This is a genomic window from Streptomyces sp. NBC_01275 (assembly GCF_026340655.1).
In the GTDB taxonomy this organism is placed as follows: Bacteria; Actinomycetota; Actinomycetes; order Streptomycetales; family Streptomycetaceae; genus Streptomyces.
The window spans coordinates 6,546,913-6,564,121 of the sequence record NZ_JAPEOZ010000001.1 but is presented as its reverse complement, the minus strand read 5'-3'; the positions used below and the strand labels follow the sequence as shown (position 1 = coordinate 6,564,121).

Sequence of the window (17,209 nt, the reverse complement as noted above, 5' to 3'; positions counted from 1 at the left end):
AAGGAGCCCGTTGCCCTGTCACGATCAAGCCGTGGCCGACCTTTCGAAGTCGCGAGGCGTGTGAACGTCCTCTCCGACCCGATGGGTTTGGCAGTCGGCATCATGCTGCTGGTGACTGGAATCAGGGCTTACCGCGATGGGGGCTCCGTGGGCTGGCCCGTCGCGGGATTGCTAATCCTCTTGATCAACCTCTGGGTGGCCGGGCATCGGCTCGCCCGGCCTAGGAAAACCAGCCCATCGTCGTAGGGACGCGAAGCAGCGGAGTACAGCAGCCATCCCAACTGCAGTCGACCGCGAACGAATCGAGGGGATTGTGATGCTGCGGTTCATGGACTGGTCTGTAGTCGCGATGGGGTGTGCGCTTGTCCTCGCGAGCCTCGGCGGTCGGTGGTGGGAGCGGACCAACGTTCGCAAGGGAGCCGGTTCCGATCATGGCAGGCGCTTCTTTTGGGCATGGCTCCCCCTCCTCATGGGCCTGGGGATGATCGGCACCAACGTGCCGCGCCTGCTGGGCGCGCCCTACTCCGTCATGATGATTTTGGACACTCTCAACCTCGTATTGGCGATCACGACGCTGTTCCTGGCCCTCCGCGCAGGTCGTCATTTCCTTCGGACGCGAGGTCTTCGCACCCTCGAATGATGGCAACGCCGGCGGCGAGCACGGACGGCGCCGACACCCGGCAGCTTGCCGCGGGACTGGCGCGGCGCAGGGCCTCAGAGAGGCAGCGGAACAGAAGACACGGCCGTTCAGGTGAGACCTCAAGTCATGCCCGCGCCACCGGCCAACCGCCCATGTACGCAGGTGAACGCCCCCGCACGCACCCAACCACCCCACCACCACAGTTGGAAAGCGTGCGCCCTCGGTGCCTGACGGTCCCTGAGTACGCGATGCTGGGGTATGGCCCCGGAACCTAGCGCTGCTCCGTCGATGACCACTCACGTGAGTGCGGTGACCAACGGAGTTGCCAGAGTCTTCACGTGGGAGGAAGGCGCACACGTCGAGGTCCGCAACTTGGGCGGAGAGGTCGTCGTCGAGGCGAACGCTGCCGGGTTGAGGACCCTGGCCGGCCACCTCCTCACGCTAGCCCAGGACGACACCCCAGATGGCGCTCACCTCCACCTGGAGGAGAGCAACGGACTCAAAGAAGGGTCCATAGGCCTGGTTCTGGAGAGGTGTGACGAGGAATGACTCCTGTTCCAAGCCACTCCGTCGACCTCACCCCGGGTACGGGGCATCAGCAAGCCGGAGGGCCTCATGACCAACGGTCGGCGCGTCGATGACCACGCAGCAATATCCATGCTGGCCTACTCCGCTGTGATCGAGATTCGAGCCATGGCCCGGCGGCACAAGGCGCTGGCCAGTTGGCCCGATGATGACTACGTCGCATGCATCGCTTGGCTTGCCGACCTTGTTCACAACATTGCCATGGGTGCGAGACGAGAACCCCGGTGGAAGTTTTGGCGCAAGCGGAACCGCCCTATGGCCTATACCTGGAGTGTGGCAGGCCCGGTCGGTCAAGCGTGGATCCTGGCCACTCTCTCCAAAAATGGACTGGAGTGGACCCCACCTCCGCCGCTCCCTGTCCTGGTCGGTGATATCCACGGCTGACATGTACGACGCCGGACGGGAGCGTAGGCCAGGGCCCCGGCGTGTGCCTCGGATGTCTGGCTGATCACGTGATGCCGTAGAGGGCGAGGACGCGGTGGCGTTCGGTGTGGGCTCGGCGTCCGGCGGCGGTGTTGACGTACCCGGCGAGCTTGAGCGCGCCGCGGATCAGGTCGCGGACGGCAGCGACCGGCAACTCACCATGGAACAAGACGGGATGAGCCGGATAAAGTGGCGGTTGGCTCTCTCTACGGCGCATGCGAGGCGGGAAAACTTCGGCCTTCCCGGGAAGGGATCGAACTGGCCTGTCCGTTCGGCACTGTCCGCGATAGTGGTCCCCGAATATCGTTGTCCAGATAGATGGAGTGGACTGGACGTGACACGAATAAACAGTGGGATCGCACGCATTCTGACAGTCGGTGTGGTGGCTGTGGCGTTGGCGTTGTCCATGAGTTCCCCGGCTTCGGCCGCTGCCCAGGCAGCAGCGAACAGGGTCTGCGCCAAGGTGTACGTGCAGGGCTCCGGCTGGACGGCCGAACAGTGTGCCAACGCCGGACAGTCCGTGTCGGTCGGCGCGGCCGGAGGGGGGCACGCGATCGAGGCCGTTCAGATGGCGGTCGCCGGGAGCAGTCTCTGTGCCAGGGGCTATCGGCAGGGCAGCGGGTGGGGGGCTGAGAAGTGCGCCGAGTCCGGCACCCGCATCACGCTCGGCTCCGCAGGATCGGGGCTGCGCCTGGAAGCGGTGATTTTCAGTGTGCAGACAGGGACGATTTGCGGCAACTCCTATGTGCAGAGCGTGGGCTGGAACCCGATCTGGTACTGCGGGGTCGACGGCGAGACCAACGCGATCGGCACCACCGGGCAGAACAAGCGTATGGAGGCCGTGTCCTTCATGATCTGTCGGTCGATCGAGAGCTGCTGACCAGCCTTCCGTCGCGGCCCGATTGAACAAAGCCAGGCGGAAGACGTCTGGCCTGCATGAACGGCCGTAACAGCTCCGCCCCGCTCAGGGGCGGAGCCAGGGCCCTGGGGCGCAGGTGCCCAGCTCTGTCTGGTCATCACGATGCGGCCATCAGTACGAGGCGTCAGTGCCGGTCGAAATCCCTAAGCGTTGCTCACCGGAGCCGTGTGCGCAGGTTCGAATCCTGCCGGGGGGGCACCTTGCATTGGGTGCCCAAAGGCCCCGTCACCAGCGGAAACGCTGAGGTCGGGGTCTTCGCGTATGTGCAGGCGGATGCCGCTCGGAGCGGCTGTATGTCGGGGTCCGTGGACGGGGCGTGGACGGGATCTCGAGGCATCGTCGGGGGTGAACCTGAGGAGACGTTGACTCCCAGACGGTCGGTCGACGACACCAGCGTTCCGGATCCCAAGTGTCCGGCTGCCGTCACGGCCGACCTCGAACGATCGGCCGCCCCGGCGGTGTTACGGGGTCTCGGCGTCGGCGGCCACAACGGTACGGCTCAGCAAAGGCGTTGGCCCCAGGCCATGAGCCGGGCTGGTCTGGGGTTATCGTCCCCATGATTGGGCCATAGGGCCCGACTTGGCAGGGAGGGGGTCAGCCATGGGGCTATTCCAGAAGTGGGCGCGCAAGCGCATGACTCAAGGCGCTATCGCAGCACGGGAACGGGGTGAAACCACCTACGTTCACAGACTGGCCAGTTCGAATCAGCAGATCCAGGACCGGTACACCTCGGTGATCGGGTCAGAGGGCTGGAAACTGGCCGGGATCCATGAAGATCCCTCACGCCCCAAGGAGCGCTGGGTGATGACCTTCGAGCGCGCAGGCGAGGCGAGGGGGACAACTGCCCAATCCTCCGAGTAAGCCCAGTACGCCCTCCTGACCTCGCGATCTTGCGCCGGGCTCTGAGGAGGAGTGGAAACAGCCACCAGGTGATCCGACGAAAAGGCCCCTGGAGGATCCCAGGGGCCTCAGGCGCGAGCAATGGATCTCACTCGTACTCGCGCAGCAGGTCCTCGATGCGTCGGTTGGCAACGTCGACAGCGCCGAGTGCCGAAGGTCAGCTGTCGTCGACCGAGGCGCAGGCAGGGCCAAGCCGCATCGAAGGTGTTGGTCGTCGGCCGGACTGCGGGCCCGTACCGATCAAGGCCGGGCCGTCCCTGGGCCGTCCGGTGTCCCCCGAGGTCACTCGATGACGATCGACAGTGACAGACGACCCACCGCCGTAAACACCGAACCCCCAGGTCGATCGAGCGGACCTTGTGCGCCACGTGGCGCTCTGTTTGTATCCCCGGTTCAGCCGGGAGGAACTCGGAAAGAGGTTCCTGGGCCTGATGACTTACCTGGATCCGAGTGGTGAAGGGGACAACAGCATGTCAGGAGACCAGCGACCGGGCTCAGTTGTCGGAGACGGGGTGTTGGGAGGCCCGCGCGACATGGCAAAGACCGTCGCTCGATCGGCCGCGCCGTAGAGCGGTGCCCTTGCACTAGTCGGCGGTGACCCCCCAGTAGCCGATCCATGTGGGCCGGCCGTCGCGGTAGAGCACCGTGCAGTTCCCCTGGGCGCGGTCAGGGAAGGCCAACCGCTCGGTGTCGAGGGCCTCGTCCCACTCCGAGGAGGTGGGTCGGCCGTGGGAAGCGAACGCACGCACCTCACCGTCGGTCAGCGGCCGCATGAACGGACCGTCGTCCGTGTCAGCGGCGTCGATCATGAGGGGGAAGTCCAGCACGGTGGCCGTGCCACCGGTGAAGATGTACTCGTGCCACTCCGGGTCGAGCCACAGCTCATCGATGGACCGGCCTTCGAAGCCATGGTTGTCCCGCGCCAGCGCCTCTTCCTGAGCCTGGCGGAACGCGGCCTCCAGATCAGGCTGATACGGGCCCGTGTGACGCCATCCGTTGCCGCCCATCCCCGCCCCCCCCTCGCTGTTCCGATGGAAGCGAGTTTAGGAGAGGGCACTGACAGGCCGCCCGCCGACTCCAACGCCTTGACGTCACCGGACCCCAGCCGCCGCTCGGAGATCACTACGCGATCACTCCGCGATCACTCCGCGTACGCTCGCCCACATGGTTGAGCATCGGATGATCGACGTGAACGGGGTTCGGCTGCACGTGGCCGAGGAAGGCGAAGGCCCCCTGGTGGTGCTGCTGCACGGGTTCCCCGAGTCGTGGCACTCCTGGCATCACCAGATCGGCGCGCTGGCCGGTGCGGGGTTCCGGGTGGTCGCCCCCGACCAGCGTGGATACGGGCGCAGCGACCATCCCGACGACGTGGACGCGTACAGCATCCTGCACCTGGTCGGCGACGTCGTCGGTCTGATCCAGGCCCTGGGCGAGACGAAGGCGTACGTCGTCGGGCACGACTGGGGCGCGCCGGTGGCCTGGCACACCGCGTTGCTGCGGCCGGACCTGGTGCTCGGGGTGGCCGGTCTGAGCGTGCCGCCCTCCTTCCGCGGGACCGAGCCCCCGCTGGCCGCCATGGACAAGAGGTTCGACGGCCGCTTCTACTGGAACTACTTCGCCCGACCCGGTGTCGCCGACGCCGAGTTCGCGAGGGACACCCGGACCAGCCTGCGGAAGTTCTTCTACGCGCTGTCCGGGGACGCTCCCGACGCCGGCGAGGGGAACCAGCCGCTGGTCGACCCCGCGCAGGGCTGGCTCGCCGGGATGCCGGATCCCGAGGTGCTGCCCGAGTGGTTCACCGAGGACGATCTCGACGCGCTCACGGAGAGCTTCTCCCGGGGCTTCACCGGGGCGCTCAACTGGTACCGCAACCTCGACCGCAACTGGGAACTGACCGCTCCCTGGCACGGCGCCGTCGTCACCCCGCCCGCCCTGTACGTCTACGGCGACCGGGACGCCGTCCCCGCCTTCCCCGGCACCCCCGAACTCATCGAACGCCTCCCCGACCTCATGCCCAACCTGTGGCGCAAGCCCCTCAAACTGGCCGGCTGCGGACACTGGACCCAGCAGGAACGCCCGGACGAGGTGAACGCGGCGCTCATCGAATTCCTCAGGGGGGTATGAGCGCGGCGGGGGCGGGGCGGGGCGGGGCGGAGTCGAACCGCCGCCGTCGGTGGACGACCGGACAAGTGGACTAGTGGGGGGTTCTCGTGGATGTGACCACGCTTGCCGTCGCCTTGATCAGCGTCGGGGGGACGCTGGGCGGGACGCTGGGCGGTGCGGTGCTCGGGCAGCGGGCTCGGCGGGTCGAGATGGTCGAGCAGAATCAGCGGGCCGAGCGTGAACGGCAGCAGGAGCGCACGGAGCACGCGCTGCAGACCAAGCAGGACCTCTACGCCCAGCTGAACACCGCGGCCCGCGCGTACCGGGTGGCCGCCAGGGACGCCGTGGAGGCCGCTGAGCGCGGTGAGAGCGTCGACCCCGCGCACCTCGACGCGGCCAAGGACGCCTGGGCCGAGCAGTACTCGCAGGCGCAGATGGCGCTGCGCAAGGATGTCCTGGACGTGGTTTCCAGTCTCAACAGGGCGCTCGGAGTGGGCTACTCGGTGGTCAGGCAGTTGCCCGTCAGTCCCGATCGCGGCGAAGCGTGCCGGCGGGCGAAGGCCTGGTTCGGCGGTCCGTTGTCCGACGGTGTGTATCTGCTGCGGGTCACGCTGCGGCACGATCTCGGCGTCGAGGACGACCCGCACTTCGAGCGGACCCGGGCGCGGCTGCTCGGCGCGCTCGACAGCGCGCGCGACGACCTCGCGCGCCGGCTCGCCGCGGAGCGGACCCAGGCCGCCGGACCGACCGGCCCGGCCGACCCGGCTGACCCGACCGGCCCGACCGGCCCGACCGGCCGGAGCTGAGAGCGTCCGCCCCTCCGTCCCCTCCCCTCCCCTCCCCTCCCGTCGCCTCCCTCGCCTCCCCTCCTCTCCCCGCCCTGCTGGCGAGTGGGACCGTGTTGATCGCCTATCTTGGCGGGCATGCAGTCCTACACGATCGGCCAGGCGGCGCGTCTGCTCGGAGTGAGTCCGGACACCGCGCGGCGGTGGGCGGACGCGGGCCGGGTGGCCACTCACCGGGATGAGGGCGGTCGGCGCCTCATCGACGGGAAGGATCTGGCCGCCTTCTCCGTCGAGCTGGCCAAGAGCGGCGGAGGCGGAGCCGAGGAGGACGCCTCGTACACCTCCGTGCGCAACGCCTTTCCCGGCATCGTCACCGCCGTGAAGCTCGGCGACGTCGCGGCCCAGGTGGAGATCCAGGCGGGGCCGCACCGGCTGGTGTCGTTGCTGACCCGGGAGGCCGTGGAGGAGTTGGGGCTGGAGGTCGGGGTGGAGGCCACCGCCCGCGTGAAGTCGACGAACGTGCACATCGACCGGGTCTGAGAGAAGACTCAAGGCTCGGTTCAGGGCTCAGACACCGTCCGCTCGTCGATCACGGGGCCGGCCTCCTGCGTCGGTCGGCCGTGGTCAGGCTTCTGGGCTCCGTGCCGCCGGCTGGTCGCTGTCGCCGTGTGCCAGTGACGCGAGAATTTCCTTGCGGCAGACATCGAGGATTTCGTCCGCCAGCGGAGAGCCGTCCGGGCATGCCCGGGACAACATGATCGCGCCGACCGAATGGGCGAGCATGTCGATCACCTTGGTGCGGGCCGCGCCCTGGTCCGCATCCCCCGCTGCATCGCTTGGGGCCTGGAGGGCCGTCAGCAGGCTCTCGATCCCGGCTGCGAACTCCGTCTTGATGTCCTCGGGCTGACGTGCGGCGTCGCCGCTGAGGGCCGCGATGGTGCAGCCGTCACCGCGCCCGTCGCGATGCTCCCGGGAGACGTAGCGCTCGACGAACTCGGCGGCGTCCAGGCCCTCCGTCCGTGCCGCGGTCTGCGAGAGCCCGCTTGCGGACGCTTCGGCCATCAGATCGGCCTTGGAGCGGAAGTGCTTGTAGAACCCGCCGTGGGTGAACCCGGCCTCCGCCATCAGCTCCGCCACGCCGACACCGTCATAGCCGCGCTCACGGAACAGTCTGGAGGCTGTCGCGACGATGTGGGCACGGTTGCGCTCCGCCTGCGCCTTGGTGACCCGCATGTCCAGCCGTCCCTTCTTCGGTCGACGCTCGACGGTCAAGCATACATAGATGTCGATCGACATCAAAGCAGTTGACTTTTTAGATTATGACCGTAATCGTATTGCTCGCCCCCTCCAGAAAGGCTCAGGCCATGAGTGACGCGCACGCGACCGCACCGACTCAGTACATCGAGGTCGACGGCGACCGGTTCGCCTACCGACGCTGGGGCAAGCCCTCCGGCGTCCCGATCTTCCTGGTCCAGCACTTCCGCGGAGGAATGGACAACTGGGACCCCCTGCTCACCGACGGCCTGGCCGAAGGCCGTGAGGTCATCCTGTTCAACGGGCGCGGCATCGCCTCGTCATCCGGCACGCCGCGCAACCGGATGGAGGACATGGCCGACGACATCGCCGCGGTCATCCGGGCGCTGGGGCTGGAGCAGGTCGACCTGCTCGGCTTCTCGATCGGCGGCTACCAGGTGGAGGAGGTCACACTGCGCCACCCCCAGCTGGTGCGCAAGCTCCTCCTGCTCGGCACCGGCCTCCGCGGCGGGGACCCGACGAGCGACCCCAAGGTGCCTGACTACGCCCTGAATCCCGTCCCCACCCTGGAGGACTTCCTCTTCCTCTTCTTCGGCCGCTCGGAAGCCGCGGTCGAAGCGGGCCGGGCCTTCTGGGAGCGACGTCACCAGCGGGCCGACCAGGACACGCCCAGCTCGCCCGCCGTCGCACAGGCGCAGTTCGAAGCGGCCGTCGCCTATGCGGAACCGCTGCCGGGCGAGAACCCCTACGCCCACCTGAACGCGATCACCCAGCCGACGCTGGTCCTCAACGGCGAGAACGACGTGATGATCGCCTCGATCAACTCCTGGCACCTCGCCCAGAACATCCCCAACGCTCAGCTGCTGATCTACCCCGATGCCGGGCATGGAGCGCAGTTCCAGTACCCCGAGCGGTTCCTGAAGCACGCCCTTCAGTTCCTCGACGAGTAACACCTGCGGGGCTTCGATGCAGTCGCTGACGCCTGGTCCGTGATGACGGGCCGGCGCATCCCGCGTGATTCCGGGCGGGGTGCGCTGTCGCCCGGCTGTCGTGCCCGCACTCGGTTGGGATACGGCTTCTCAGCTCTGGGCTCAGCTCAGGGCTCAGCTCAGGCTCAGCCCAGGGTGAGGAGTTCCTCGTAGAAGCCGCCGAACTCCCTTTCCCGGTCGACGAGATGGATCTCGAGGATCCAGTGGCAGCGGAGCCCGGCCTTGTCGGTGCGTCGCAGCGGGGTGGGGTTGGCGGGGGCGATGTACGACTCGACGTCCGCACCCTCGATCCACTCGTGCGGGAACTCGCCCACCAGGTGCCCGGCGTGCCAGCCGCCCAGCTCCCAGCCGGCCTCCTCGGCCAGCCGCTCGACCTCGGCGTACAGCCGCTGACCGGAGACCTGGGGATCGTTCTCGAAGAACCTCTTGCCGGCGGCGAAGATCTCCGCCAGGTCGGCGCGCAGCCGGTGCTTGACCGGGTCGTCGCCGAGGACGAAGGTGCGCCCGAAGTCGGCCTCGTACTCCTCGAAGATCGGCCCGAAGTCGGCGAACACGATGTCGTCTACGCCGATCAGCCGGTCCGGCGGGTTCTCCCGGTAGGGCTTGAGCGTGTTCGGTCCCGAGCGCACGATCCTCTTGTGCCAGTGCCGGGTCGTGCCGAACAGCTCGTTCGCCAGATCCCGGACCCGGTCGCTGACCGCCCGCTCGCCCTCCCCCGGTGCGACCAGCCCACGCTCCTCGATCTCCGCGAAGAGCCGCTCGGCCTTCGCCTGGGCGTCCAGCAGACGCGCCGCGCGCGTGGGTTCGTCATCCGCCATGGGGCCGACCGTAGGCAGGCGAATCATCGCCCGGCAAATGGATTCACCTCTCGGATCGCCCGTCTCACCCAGGTCGCCCGTCTCGCCCAGGTCGCCCCAGGTCGCCCAGGTCGCCCGTACCGTCAGGTGTCTGGGCACCGGTGGTGCCAGGTCCACGACGGGTAGCCGCCGTCCACGCGGATCGCGTCGATGCCGCTGATGTGGCGGGCCCCGCAGCGGTCCTGGGGCAGGGCCAACTGAGGGCCGGCGCGGTCGAGCGGGGTGTCGTCGATGCTGATCGCGAGCAGGACCGGGGCGCGGCCGAAGTCGGGGTCGATCTCGGCCCAGGACAGCAGCGCGTGGTGGCCGTCCCGGCCGGAGACCGCGATCAGGAAGCGCAGTCGGTCCTTCCGCCGGACGGGGTCGAAGCCGGGGCCGGCGTCCGCCAGCACGTCGTGCAGCAGCGGGCCGGTGAAACGGTGACGCTGGATACCGCTGATGGCGCACTCGAAGCTGACGTCGGCCGTGTGCTGCGGCCAGGCGAGCAGGTCGGACACGGTCAGCCGGGCCGGACGGCTCAGATCGCCGGCGAGGACGAGTTCCGCCATCCGACCGGCTGCCGTGCCGGTGGCTGCGAGGGGCTGACTCACGGGCTCCACCTCCCGGATGACGGTACCCGGACGGGCATTCCGTACAAACGCACATGCCACCCTTGAGGATCACAGCTCCAGCTCATGCGAAGCGACAGAAGACTTTCGCCTCGCAACTGCGGCAGTATCATCGGCGTGTGCACAGCTACCGGATCGGGGACGCGGCCGCCTTACTGGGCGTCAGCGCGGACACCGTGCGGCGTCTGGTCGACGGCGGGAGACTCACCGCCGAACGCGACGAGCTGGGCCGTCGGATCATCCCCGGGCCGGCCGTCGCGGCCTACGCCCGGGAGATGCACCGCACGGAGCGGGAGTCCACCGGCTCCTCGGCCCGCAACCGCTTCCCCGGCATCGTCACCGACGTGCTGCTGGGGGACGTGTCGGCGCAGGTGGAGATCCAGGCCGGACCGTTCCGGGTGGTGGCGATGGTCAGCCGCGAGTCGGCTGAGGAACTGAAGCTGGAGCCCGGCGTTCCGGCGGTTGCCGTGATCAAGTCGACCAACGTGGTCGTCGAAAGACCGCAGTCGGTCACCAGTCGGTCAGCGAAAGACCCGAAAGACCGTAGACGCGTCCGTCAGGACCAAAGGGAGTGGACCCGTGATGACCCGTACCGCGCGCAGGACCCGTGCGACCCGCCGGACGCTGCAGGCGGCCGGCATGAGCGTGGCCGCGCTGCTGGCCCTGAGCGCCTGCTCGTCGTCCGACGACTCCTCGTCGACGAAGTCGGACTCCTCCGCCGCGGCGTCCTCGTCCGCGTCCTCGTCGGACAAGCTGTCCGGGACGGTGACCGTGTTCGCCGCCGCCTCCCTGAAGGAGAGCTTCACAACCCTGGGCGAGGAGTTCGAGAAAGCCCACCCGGGCACGAAGGTGACCTTCAGCTTCGGCGGCAGCGACACCCTCGCCGCGAGCATCACCGGCGGCGCGCCGGCCGACGTGTTCGCGTCGGCCAGCCCCAAGACCATGGCGATCGTGACCGACAAGAAGGACAACGCCACCGAGCCGGTCACCTTCGTCCGCAACCAACTGGAGATCGCCACCCTGCCGGGCAACCCCGACAAGATCGCCTCCCTGAAGGACCTCACCAAGTCGGGCCTGAAGGTCGTCCTGTGCGACAAGACGGTGCCGTGCGGCGCGGCCGCGCAGAAGGCGCTCGACGCCAGCAGCCTGAAGCTCACGCCGGTGTCGTACGAGCAGGACGTCAAGGCCGCGCTGACCAAGGTCGAGCTGAAGGAGGCCGACGCGGCCGTCGTCTACAAGACCGATGTGCGCGCCGCGGGTGACAAGGTGGAGGGCGTGGAGTTCCCAGAGTCCGCCGACGCCGTCAACGACTACCCCATCACCCTCCTCAAGGACGCGCCCAACGCCGACGCCGCCAAGGCGTTCATCGCGCTGGTGCGGTCCGCCGAGGGCCAGAAGGTGCTGGCCGAGGCCGGGTTCCTCCAGCCGTGACCTCGACCGACAGGTCCGCCGCCGCGGCCGACACCCTCCAGGGTGGGCCGCGGCGTCGGCGCGTCCGGGCGGGCGGCCGCCGGGGCGTGCCGCTGCCCCTGCTGGCGCCCGCGCTGATCGGCCTGGCGTTCCTGGTGGTGCCGCTGATCTCCCTGCTCGTGCGCACGCCGTGGCACAGCCTGCCCGGACAGCTGACGAGCGCCGAGGTCTGGCAGGCGCTCCGGCTGTCCCTGGTGTGCGCCACGGCGGCGACCGCGGTGAGCCTGGTGCTCGGCGTCCCGCTGGCCTGGCTGCTGGCCCGGGTCGAGTTCCCCGGACGCGGCCTCGTACGGGCCCTCGTCACCCTGCCGCTCGTCCTGCCGCCGGTGGTGGGCGGTGTGGCGCTGCTGATGGCGCTGGGCCGCAACGGCATCGTCGGCCAGTGGCTGGACGCCTGGTTCGGGATCACGCTGCCCTTCACCACCGCCGGGGTGGTGGTCGCCGAGGCGTTCGTCGCGATGCCGTTCCTGGTCATCAGCGTCGAGGGCACCCTGCGGGCCGCCGACCCCCGCTACGAGGAGGCGGCCGCCACGCTCGGCGCCTCCCGCTTCACCGCCTTCCGCCGGGTCACGCTGCCGCTGATCGCGCCGGGCATCGCGGCGGGCGCCGTGCTGGCCTGGGCGCGGGCGCTGGGCGAGTTCGGCGCCACGATCACCTTCGCGGGCAACTTCCCCGGCCGCACCCAGACCATGCCGCTGGCCGTGTACCTCGCCCTCCAGAGCGACCCGGAGTCCGCGATCGCCCTCAGCCTGGTCCTGCTCGCCGTGTCCATCGCGGTGCTGGCGGGCCTGCGCGACCGTTGGATGACGGCCTCATGAGCGGGTCCGGGAACACGCACGGGAACACGTACGGGAACACGCACGAGGGCATGCGCCCCGAAGACATGGCCGACGACGTGATCCAAGACGTGACCGACGCCGGGACCGGGACCGGGCCCGGTCCCGGACTCGAGCTCGGGCTCGACGCGCACCTCGTCGTCGACCGCGGCTCCTTCCGGCTCGACGTGGCGTTGAGCGCCGCGCCCGGCGACGTCGTCGCGCTGCTGGGCCCCAACGGCGCCGGCAAGACCACCGCCCTGCGCGCCCTCGCCGGTCTCGTGCCGCTGACCGGCGGCCGGCTGCGGCTGGACGGTACGGCGTTGGAGCGTACGCCGACGGAGTCCCGCCCGGTCGGCGTGGTCTTCCAGGACTATCTGCTCTTCCCGCACCTGAGCGCCCTGGACAACGTGGCGTTCGGTCCGCGCTGCCAGGGCGTCGGCAAGGCGGAGGCCCGCGCCCAGGCGGCCGAGTGGCTGGACCGTATGGGCCTCGCCGAGCACGCCGGCGCCAAGCCCCGCCGCCTCTCCGGCGGCCAGGCCCAGCGCGTGGCCCTGGCCCGCGCTCTGGCGACCCGCCCCCGGCTGCTCCTCCTCGACGAGCCCCTGGCGGCGCTGGACGCCCGCACCCGCCTGGAGATCCGCACCCGGCTCCGCCGCCATCTGGCCGAGTTCGAGGCGGTCGCCGTACTCGTCACCCACGACCCGCTCGACGCGATGGTGCTGGCCGACCGGCTGGTCGTCGTGGAGCACGGCCGGGTCGTCCAGGAGGGCGGCCCCTCCGACATCGCCCGCCACCCGCGCACGGAGTACATCGCGCAGCTGGTCGGCCTGAACCTCTACCGGGGCCGGGCCGACGGCCACACGGTCCGGCTGGACGGCGACCCCGCGGTCACCTCCCCCGAGGTGCTGATCACCACCTCCGAGGTCCTGTCCGGTCCGGTGTTCGTGGCGTTCCCGCCGAGCGCGGTCACCCTCTACCGCGACCGCCCCACCGGCGTCAGCGCCCGCAACCTCTGGCGCTGCGAGATCGCCGGCCTGGAGACCCACGGCGACCAGATCCGCGCCGACCTCACCGGCGAGCTCCCCCTCGCCGCCGACCTCACGACGGTCGCCGCCGCCGAACTGGACCTGCACCCGGGCGCGGCGGTCTGGGCGACGGTCAAGGCGACCCAGACCCACGCCTACCCCGTCTGAGGACGTCTCGGCACCTCTCAAGCACGTCTCAGCACGTCTCAGCACGCCTGAGGACGTCTGAGGACGCCTGCGAGGCGTCGCCCGCGCCACGCCTCGCAGATGCGACGGCGACGACGCCGACGCGGGCCGCGCCGGACTACGGTGAAGTACATGAGCCTGAGCATCCGCAACCAGATCCCCGGCACGGTCACCGCCATCACCACCGGTCAGGTGATGGCCACGGTCAAGGTCCGCCTCGACGGAGGCCAGGACCTCACCGCGGCGATCACGGCCGAGGCCGTCAAGGACCTCGGCCTCACCGAGGGCTCCGCCGTCCGCGCCCTCGTCAAGTCCACCGAGGTCGCCCTGGCAACCGGCCCCGTCGAGGGCCTCTCCATCCGCAACCAGCTGCCCGGCACCGTCACCGACGTCGCCACCGGCGGCGCGATGGCCTCCGTCAAGATCACGGTCGACGGCGGCGAACTCACCGCCGCGATCACCAAGGACGCGGCCACCGAACTCGGCCTGACGGCCGGCACTCCCGTCGTAGCCCTGATGAAGTCGACCGAGGTGTCGCTCGCGGCGGGGTGAGGCGGGCGGCGGGGTCAGCGGCTGTCGGGGTCAGTAGCCGGCGGCCTCGATGCCTATCGGTACGTCGTCGTCGGGGACCGGTACGCGGATGATGGAGAAGTCGCCCTGGCGGGAGCGGTGTTGGGCGATGTGGAGGGCTTGGGTGAGGGAGTCCTGGTCGGCTGCTGTCGTGCCCCAGCCGCCGAAGGCGGCGGCCAGGCGGTCGGGGGGTGCGTCGGGGGCCCAGGCGGTGCTGACGTGGGGGGCGTCCGAGTGGGTGCGCAGTCGGCGGGGCCAGCCGAAGCCCTGGTTGTCGAAGACGACGATGATCACGCCGAGGGAGTGGTGACGGAGGGCGTCCAGGGCTCCCACGCTCAGTCTCAGGGCGCTGTCGCCGGTCAGGAGGACGACGGGTGCGGCGGGGCGGGTCAGGGCGGCGCCGACGGACGCGCCCAGGCCGAAGCCCATCATCGTCTGTTCGCCGGGGCAGACCGGGCGGGCGCCTCGGGCGACCGTCACGACGGGGTAGTGGTAGCTCCAGATGTCGTGCAGGCCGTTCTCCTGGACCAGGAGGGTCTTCGGGCCCAGGATCCTGCGTACGCCACTCAGTGCCGCTCGTACCGGCGAGGTCGCGAAGTCGGCTTCCACGTGGGCCTGCTGGGCCTTCGCGACCTGGCGCTGGAGAGTGGACCAGGTGGCGGGGGCGCGCTTCTTCCTCGGTCCTTCGGCCTTGAGGCGAGTAATCAGTTCCGCTGTCACCAACGCCGTGTCGCCCAGCAGGGGTTGGGCCACCGGGCAGCCTTCGCCGAAGGCCTGGGGCGAGGCGTCGACCTGGATGACGTGTGCCGTGCGCCAGGCGTCCCAGCCCATCCTGGCCGTCTCCTCCAGTTTGGAGCCGAGGACGAGGATCGTGTCCGCGCCGTTCAGGAGGTCGGCGGCGGGGGGTGTGGTGTACAGGCCCACCAGGCCGAAGGACCTGGGGTGACCTTCGTCGACGGCGCCCCGGCCGGCCGCCGTGGTGAAGACCGGCGCCCCCAGTACGTCGGCGAGTTCCTCCAGGTCCTGCTCCTCCAGGTCCAGCTCCTGCGACCAGCGGGTGCCTCCGCCGGCCACGATCAGGGGGCGGTCGGCCGTGCGCAACGTCTCGGCCGCTCGGTCCAGTTCCGACGGCGGGGGCAGCGAGCGCAGGCGGCGCACCCGTCGTACGGGAGGCGTGGCGGCCGCGTCCACCTGGTGTTCCTGTGTCGTCAGCTCCTCCGCTATCTCGATCACCGTCAGGTCGGGGCGGCCGTCGACCGCCCTGCGGACGGCCTGGTGTACGGCCCAGACGAGCTGGCCCGGGTGTTCGACCCGATGCGTCCAGCCGGCCAGGGGCTCGATCATGCGGAGCTGGTCGACGTACTGGAAGGCTCCGCGGCCGATGTTCTCCTCGGGCACCCGGGTGGTGATCACCGTCAGCGGGACGGAGAGCGAGGCCGCCTCCAGGAGCCCGGGCAGGGCGTTGGCGAAGCTCGGGCCGGAGTTGAGGGCGAGGGCGACCGGTTCTCGGGCGGCCAGCGCCCAGCCCGCCGCGGCACAGGCCGCGACGCGCTGATCGCCCACGACGGTGACGTCCAGGCCCGGTACGGCGGTCGCCGCGTCCAGCAGACCCGGTTCGTCGGAGGGGAGACCGAAGACGCGGCGTACGCCGGAGGCGGCGAGGGTGTCCGCCACGGCCTGCCAGCAGCCGCCGCTTCGGGGGTGGTCCTTGTCATTCATGGCTCGTCGCCCTTTCCGGTCCTCTGTCGTGGGCTTGCGCGAGTTCCGCCGAGAGGAGGAGTGGTCTGGCCGTGAGGGCGCCGTGGTGGCGTACGTGGCTCGCGTCCGGGCCGTAGCCGCCCAGGGGCTCGTTGCCGTTCTCCGCGTCCAGGGCGGTGCGGGCGTCGAGGGTCACGCTGGCGCCGACGCGGGGGGCGTGCAGCGCGGGCTCGCCGTAGACGGAGACGTACATGCCTCGGCGGCGTTCCGTCGGGCTGTTCAGCCAGCGGACGACGTCCGCGCCGGTCGGGTAGCGCATCACGCAGACGACGGGGGCGAAGAACTCGGGGGGTAAGAAGGAGTCGTCCCAGGCCAGGTCCAGCAGCGTGGGGCGGATCAGGCCCGTACCGCGGTCCGCTCGGCCGCCCTCCCGTATCCGGTCCCGGTGCGCTGCGAGGAACTCCGCCGTCTGCTCCACCGCGTCCGGGTAGCAGAGCGGGCCCACGGTGGTGGCCGGGTCGGACAGGGGGCCGACGGGCACGGCGCGGACGGCCTCGCGCAGGGCCGTCAGGAGGTCGTCGGCGATCTCGTCGTGCGCGAAGACGACGTCGGGGCAGAGGCAGTCCTGGCCCGAGTTGTGCATCCGGGTGCGGACGATGTCCTGGGCCGCGACGGGGAGTACGGCGTCCCGGCCCACGACGATCGGGTTCGGACCGGAGCCGAAGGAGAGGAAGAGGGTGCGGTCCGGCAGGCGTCCGCCCACCTCGCGGGCGTTCTCCGGGCGGCCGTTGAAGACCACGGCCTCCGACTCGGCGCACCGGGCGATGAATTGACGTTGTGTCATGTCGGTGAGCTCTATCGCCGTCCGGGCCGGGAAGGCGGGGTCGGACGTGATGACGTGGTGGATCCGCCGTGACTCCTCCCCCACGCGTCGGGACGGTCGTACGACGATGTGCGAGGCGTACAGGCTCGGTATGAGGGCGAAGAGGGCGTACGAGTAAAGGATGTTGTTGGAGGGGAGGAAGACGCCCAGTTCGGCGATGTTCCTCGGGCGGTGGCCGTCGAGTTCGGCGCGGGCTCCGCGCAGTGCGGCGAGCGCGCTGTCGAACTCGTCGGCCGCGGCCGACGCCGTGGTCACGGTCTCCAGGGCGGCCAGCAGGGCGGTGCGGTTGCGGAGGAGGACGGCCGTCGGGCCGGTCTCGTCGTCGGCCCTGCCATCCGCTTCGGCTCTGCTGTCCACTTCGGCTCTGCCGTCCACTTCGGCTGCGGCTTTGGTTTCGGCTGCGGCCGCGGCTTCGGTTTCGGTCTCGTCCCTGTCCATGAGCCGGCCGCAGGGTGACGTCGTCGCTCGCTGTGGTTCGGACACGGTTCCTCCTGGG

18 protein-coding genes and 1 pseudogene are annotated in these 17,209 nt (G+C 69.9%); 12 read left to right on the top strand and 7 right to left on the bottom strand.

The annotated features are described in order from the left end of the window. Positions 1 to 316 precede the first annotated feature (316 nt). Together OG562_RS29225 and OG562_RS29220 are read left to right on the top strand one after the other, a co-directional pair. Entirely contained in the window at positions 317 to 640 is a 324-nt protein-coding gene (locus OG562_RS29225; protein ID WP_266403032.1) for a hypothetical protein, read from the top strand. Between the two features lie 288 nt (positions 641 to 928). After that, positions 929 to 1,189 (top strand): hypothetical protein, encoded by a 261-nt coding sequence (locus tag OG562_RS29220; protein ID WP_266403030.1) that lies wholly within the window; start codon positions 929 to 931, stop codon positions 1,187 to 1,189. Between the two features lie 484 nt (positions 1,190 to 1,673). Here the strand turns inward: OG562_RS29220 and OG562_RS29215 are convergent, their stop codons facing one another. Next, positions 1,674 to 1,802 (bottom strand): hypothetical protein, encoded by a 129-nt coding sequence (locus OG562_RS29215; protein ID WP_266403028.1) that lies wholly within the window; start codon positions 1,800 to 1,802, stop codon positions 1,674 to 1,676. 180 nt (positions 1,803 to 1,982) lie between these two features. Here OG562_RS29215 and OG562_RS29210 point away from each other — a divergent pair, with 180 nt between their 5' ends. Further along, positions 1,983 to 2,528 carry a hypothetical protein gene (locus tag OG562_RS29210; protein ID WP_266403026.1) on the top strand — a complete coding sequence of 182 codons (546 nt, stop codon included), beginning with the start codon at positions 1,983 to 1,985 and terminating at the stop codon, positions 2,526 to 2,528. Positions 2,529 to 4,051: 1,523 nt separating this feature from the next. Here the strand turns inward: OG562_RS29210 and OG562_RS29205 are convergent. Then, positions 4,052 to 4,474 carry a hypothetical protein gene (locus tag OG562_RS29205; RefSeq protein WP_266403024.1) on the bottom strand — a complete coding sequence of 141 codons (423 nt, stop codon included), beginning with the start codon at positions 4,472 to 4,474 and terminating at the stop codon, positions 4,052 to 4,054. A gap of 172 nt (positions 4,475 to 4,646) precedes the next feature. Here OG562_RS29205 and OG562_RS29200 point away from each other — a divergent pair, with 172 nt between their 5' ends. The 3 genes from OG562_RS29200 (at position 4,647) to OG562_RS29190 (ending at position 6,895) form a co-directional block, all read left to right on the top strand. After that, complete coding sequence (locus OG562_RS29200; protein WP_266409602.1) at positions 4,647 to 5,591, top strand: alpha/beta fold hydrolase; 945 nt, start codon at positions 4,647 to 4,649, stop codon at positions 5,589 to 5,591. A gap of 92 nt (positions 5,592 to 5,683) precedes the next feature. Continuing rightward, positions 5,684 to 6,376: a hypothetical protein gene (locus OG562_RS29195; protein WP_266403021.1), complete on the top strand. Its 693-nt coding sequence runs from the start codon at positions 5,684 to 5,686 to the stop codon at positions 6,374 to 6,376. A 117-nt stretch (positions 6,377 to 6,493) separates the two neighbouring features. Further along, a complete protein-coding gene (locus OG562_RS29190) occupies positions 6,494 to 6,895 on the top strand; it encodes a molybdopterin-binding protein (RefSeq protein ID WP_266403019.1) in 402 nt (133 codons plus the stop codon). Positions 6,896 to 6,979: 84 nt separating this feature from the next. Here OG562_RS29190 and OG562_RS29185 read toward each other — a convergent pair whose 3' ends face one another. Beyond that, positions 6,980 to 7,651, bottom strand: coding sequence for a TetR/AcrR family transcriptional regulator (locus OG562_RS29185; protein WP_266403017.1), 672 nt, complete (start codon positions 7,649 to 7,651; stop codon positions 6,980 to 6,982). A gap of 68 nt (positions 7,652 to 7,719) precedes the next feature. Here OG562_RS29185 and OG562_RS29180 point away from each other — a divergent pair, with 68 nt between their 5' ends. Further along, complete coding sequence (locus OG562_RS29180; protein WP_266403015.1) at positions 7,720 to 8,559, top strand: alpha/beta fold hydrolase; 840 nt, start codon at positions 7,720 to 7,722, stop codon at positions 8,557 to 8,559. 164 nt (positions 8,560 to 8,723) lie between these two features. On the opposite strand, the gene OG562_RS29175 is transcribed toward OG562_RS29180, so the two are convergent. Then, entirely contained in the window at positions 8,724 to 9,416 is a 693-nt protein-coding gene (locus OG562_RS29175) for a M24 family metallopeptidase (RefSeq protein WP_266403013.1), read from the bottom strand. 122 nt (positions 9,417 to 9,538) lie between these two features. Next, positions 9,539 to 10,045 carry a molybdopterin-dependent oxidoreductase gene (locus tag OG562_RS29170; RefSeq protein ID WP_266403010.1) on the bottom strand — a complete coding sequence of 169 codons (507 nt, stop codon included), beginning with the start codon at positions 10,043 to 10,045 and terminating at the stop codon, positions 9,539 to 9,541. 137 nt (positions 10,046 to 10,182) lie between these two features. Between OG562_RS29170 and OG562_RS29165 the strand changes: the two are divergent. The 5 genes and pseudogenes from OG562_RS29165 to OG562_RS29145 all read left to right on the top strand — a co-directional run. After that, a pseudogene (locus OG562_RS29165) lies at positions 10,183 to 10,566 on the top strand (molybdopterin-binding protein); the annotation flags it as partial. Between the two features lie 79 nt (positions 10,567 to 10,645). Continuing rightward, positions 10,646 to 11,494, top strand: a complete 849-nt coding sequence (gene modA / locus OG562_RS29160; RefSeq protein ID WP_266403009.1) for a molybdate ABC transporter substrate-binding protein — start codon at positions 10,646 to 10,648, stop codon at positions 11,492 to 11,494. Next, positions 11,491 to 12,351, top strand: coding sequence for a molybdate ABC transporter permease subunit (gene modB / locus OG562_RS29155; protein ID WP_266403008.1), 861 nt, complete (start codon positions 11,491 to 11,493; stop codon positions 12,349 to 12,351). The genes modA and modB overlap by 4 nt, the downstream gene beginning before the upstream one ends. A 50-nt stretch (positions 12,352 to 12,401) precedes the next feature. Next, a complete protein-coding gene (locus OG562_RS29150) occupies positions 12,402 to 13,544 on the top strand; it encodes an ABC transporter ATP-binding protein (RefSeq protein ID WP_266403006.1) in 1,143 nt (380 codons plus the stop codon). Between the two features lie 150 nt (positions 13,545 to 13,694). Further along, on the top strand, positions 13,695 to 14,114 hold the full coding sequence (locus tag OG562_RS29145) for a molybdopterin-binding protein (protein ID WP_266403003.1): 420 nt from the start codon (positions 13,695 to 13,697) through the stop codon (positions 14,112 to 14,114). A gap of 30 nt (positions 14,115 to 14,144) precedes the next feature. On the opposite strand, the gene OG562_RS29140 is transcribed toward OG562_RS29145, so the two are convergent. Continuing rightward, entirely contained in the window at positions 14,145 to 15,851 is a 1,707-nt protein-coding gene (locus OG562_RS29140) for a thiamine pyrophosphate-binding protein (protein WP_266403002.1), read from the bottom strand. After that, on the bottom strand, positions 15,844 to 17,070 hold the full coding sequence (locus OG562_RS29135; RefSeq protein ID WP_266403000.1) for an aldehyde dehydrogenase family protein: 1,227 nt from the start codon (positions 17,068 to 17,070) through the stop codon (positions 15,844 to 15,846). Before OG562_RS29135 ends, OG562_RS29140 begins: the two co-directional genes overlap by 8 nt. Between the last annotated feature and the right edge of the window lie 139 nt (positions 17,071 to 17,209).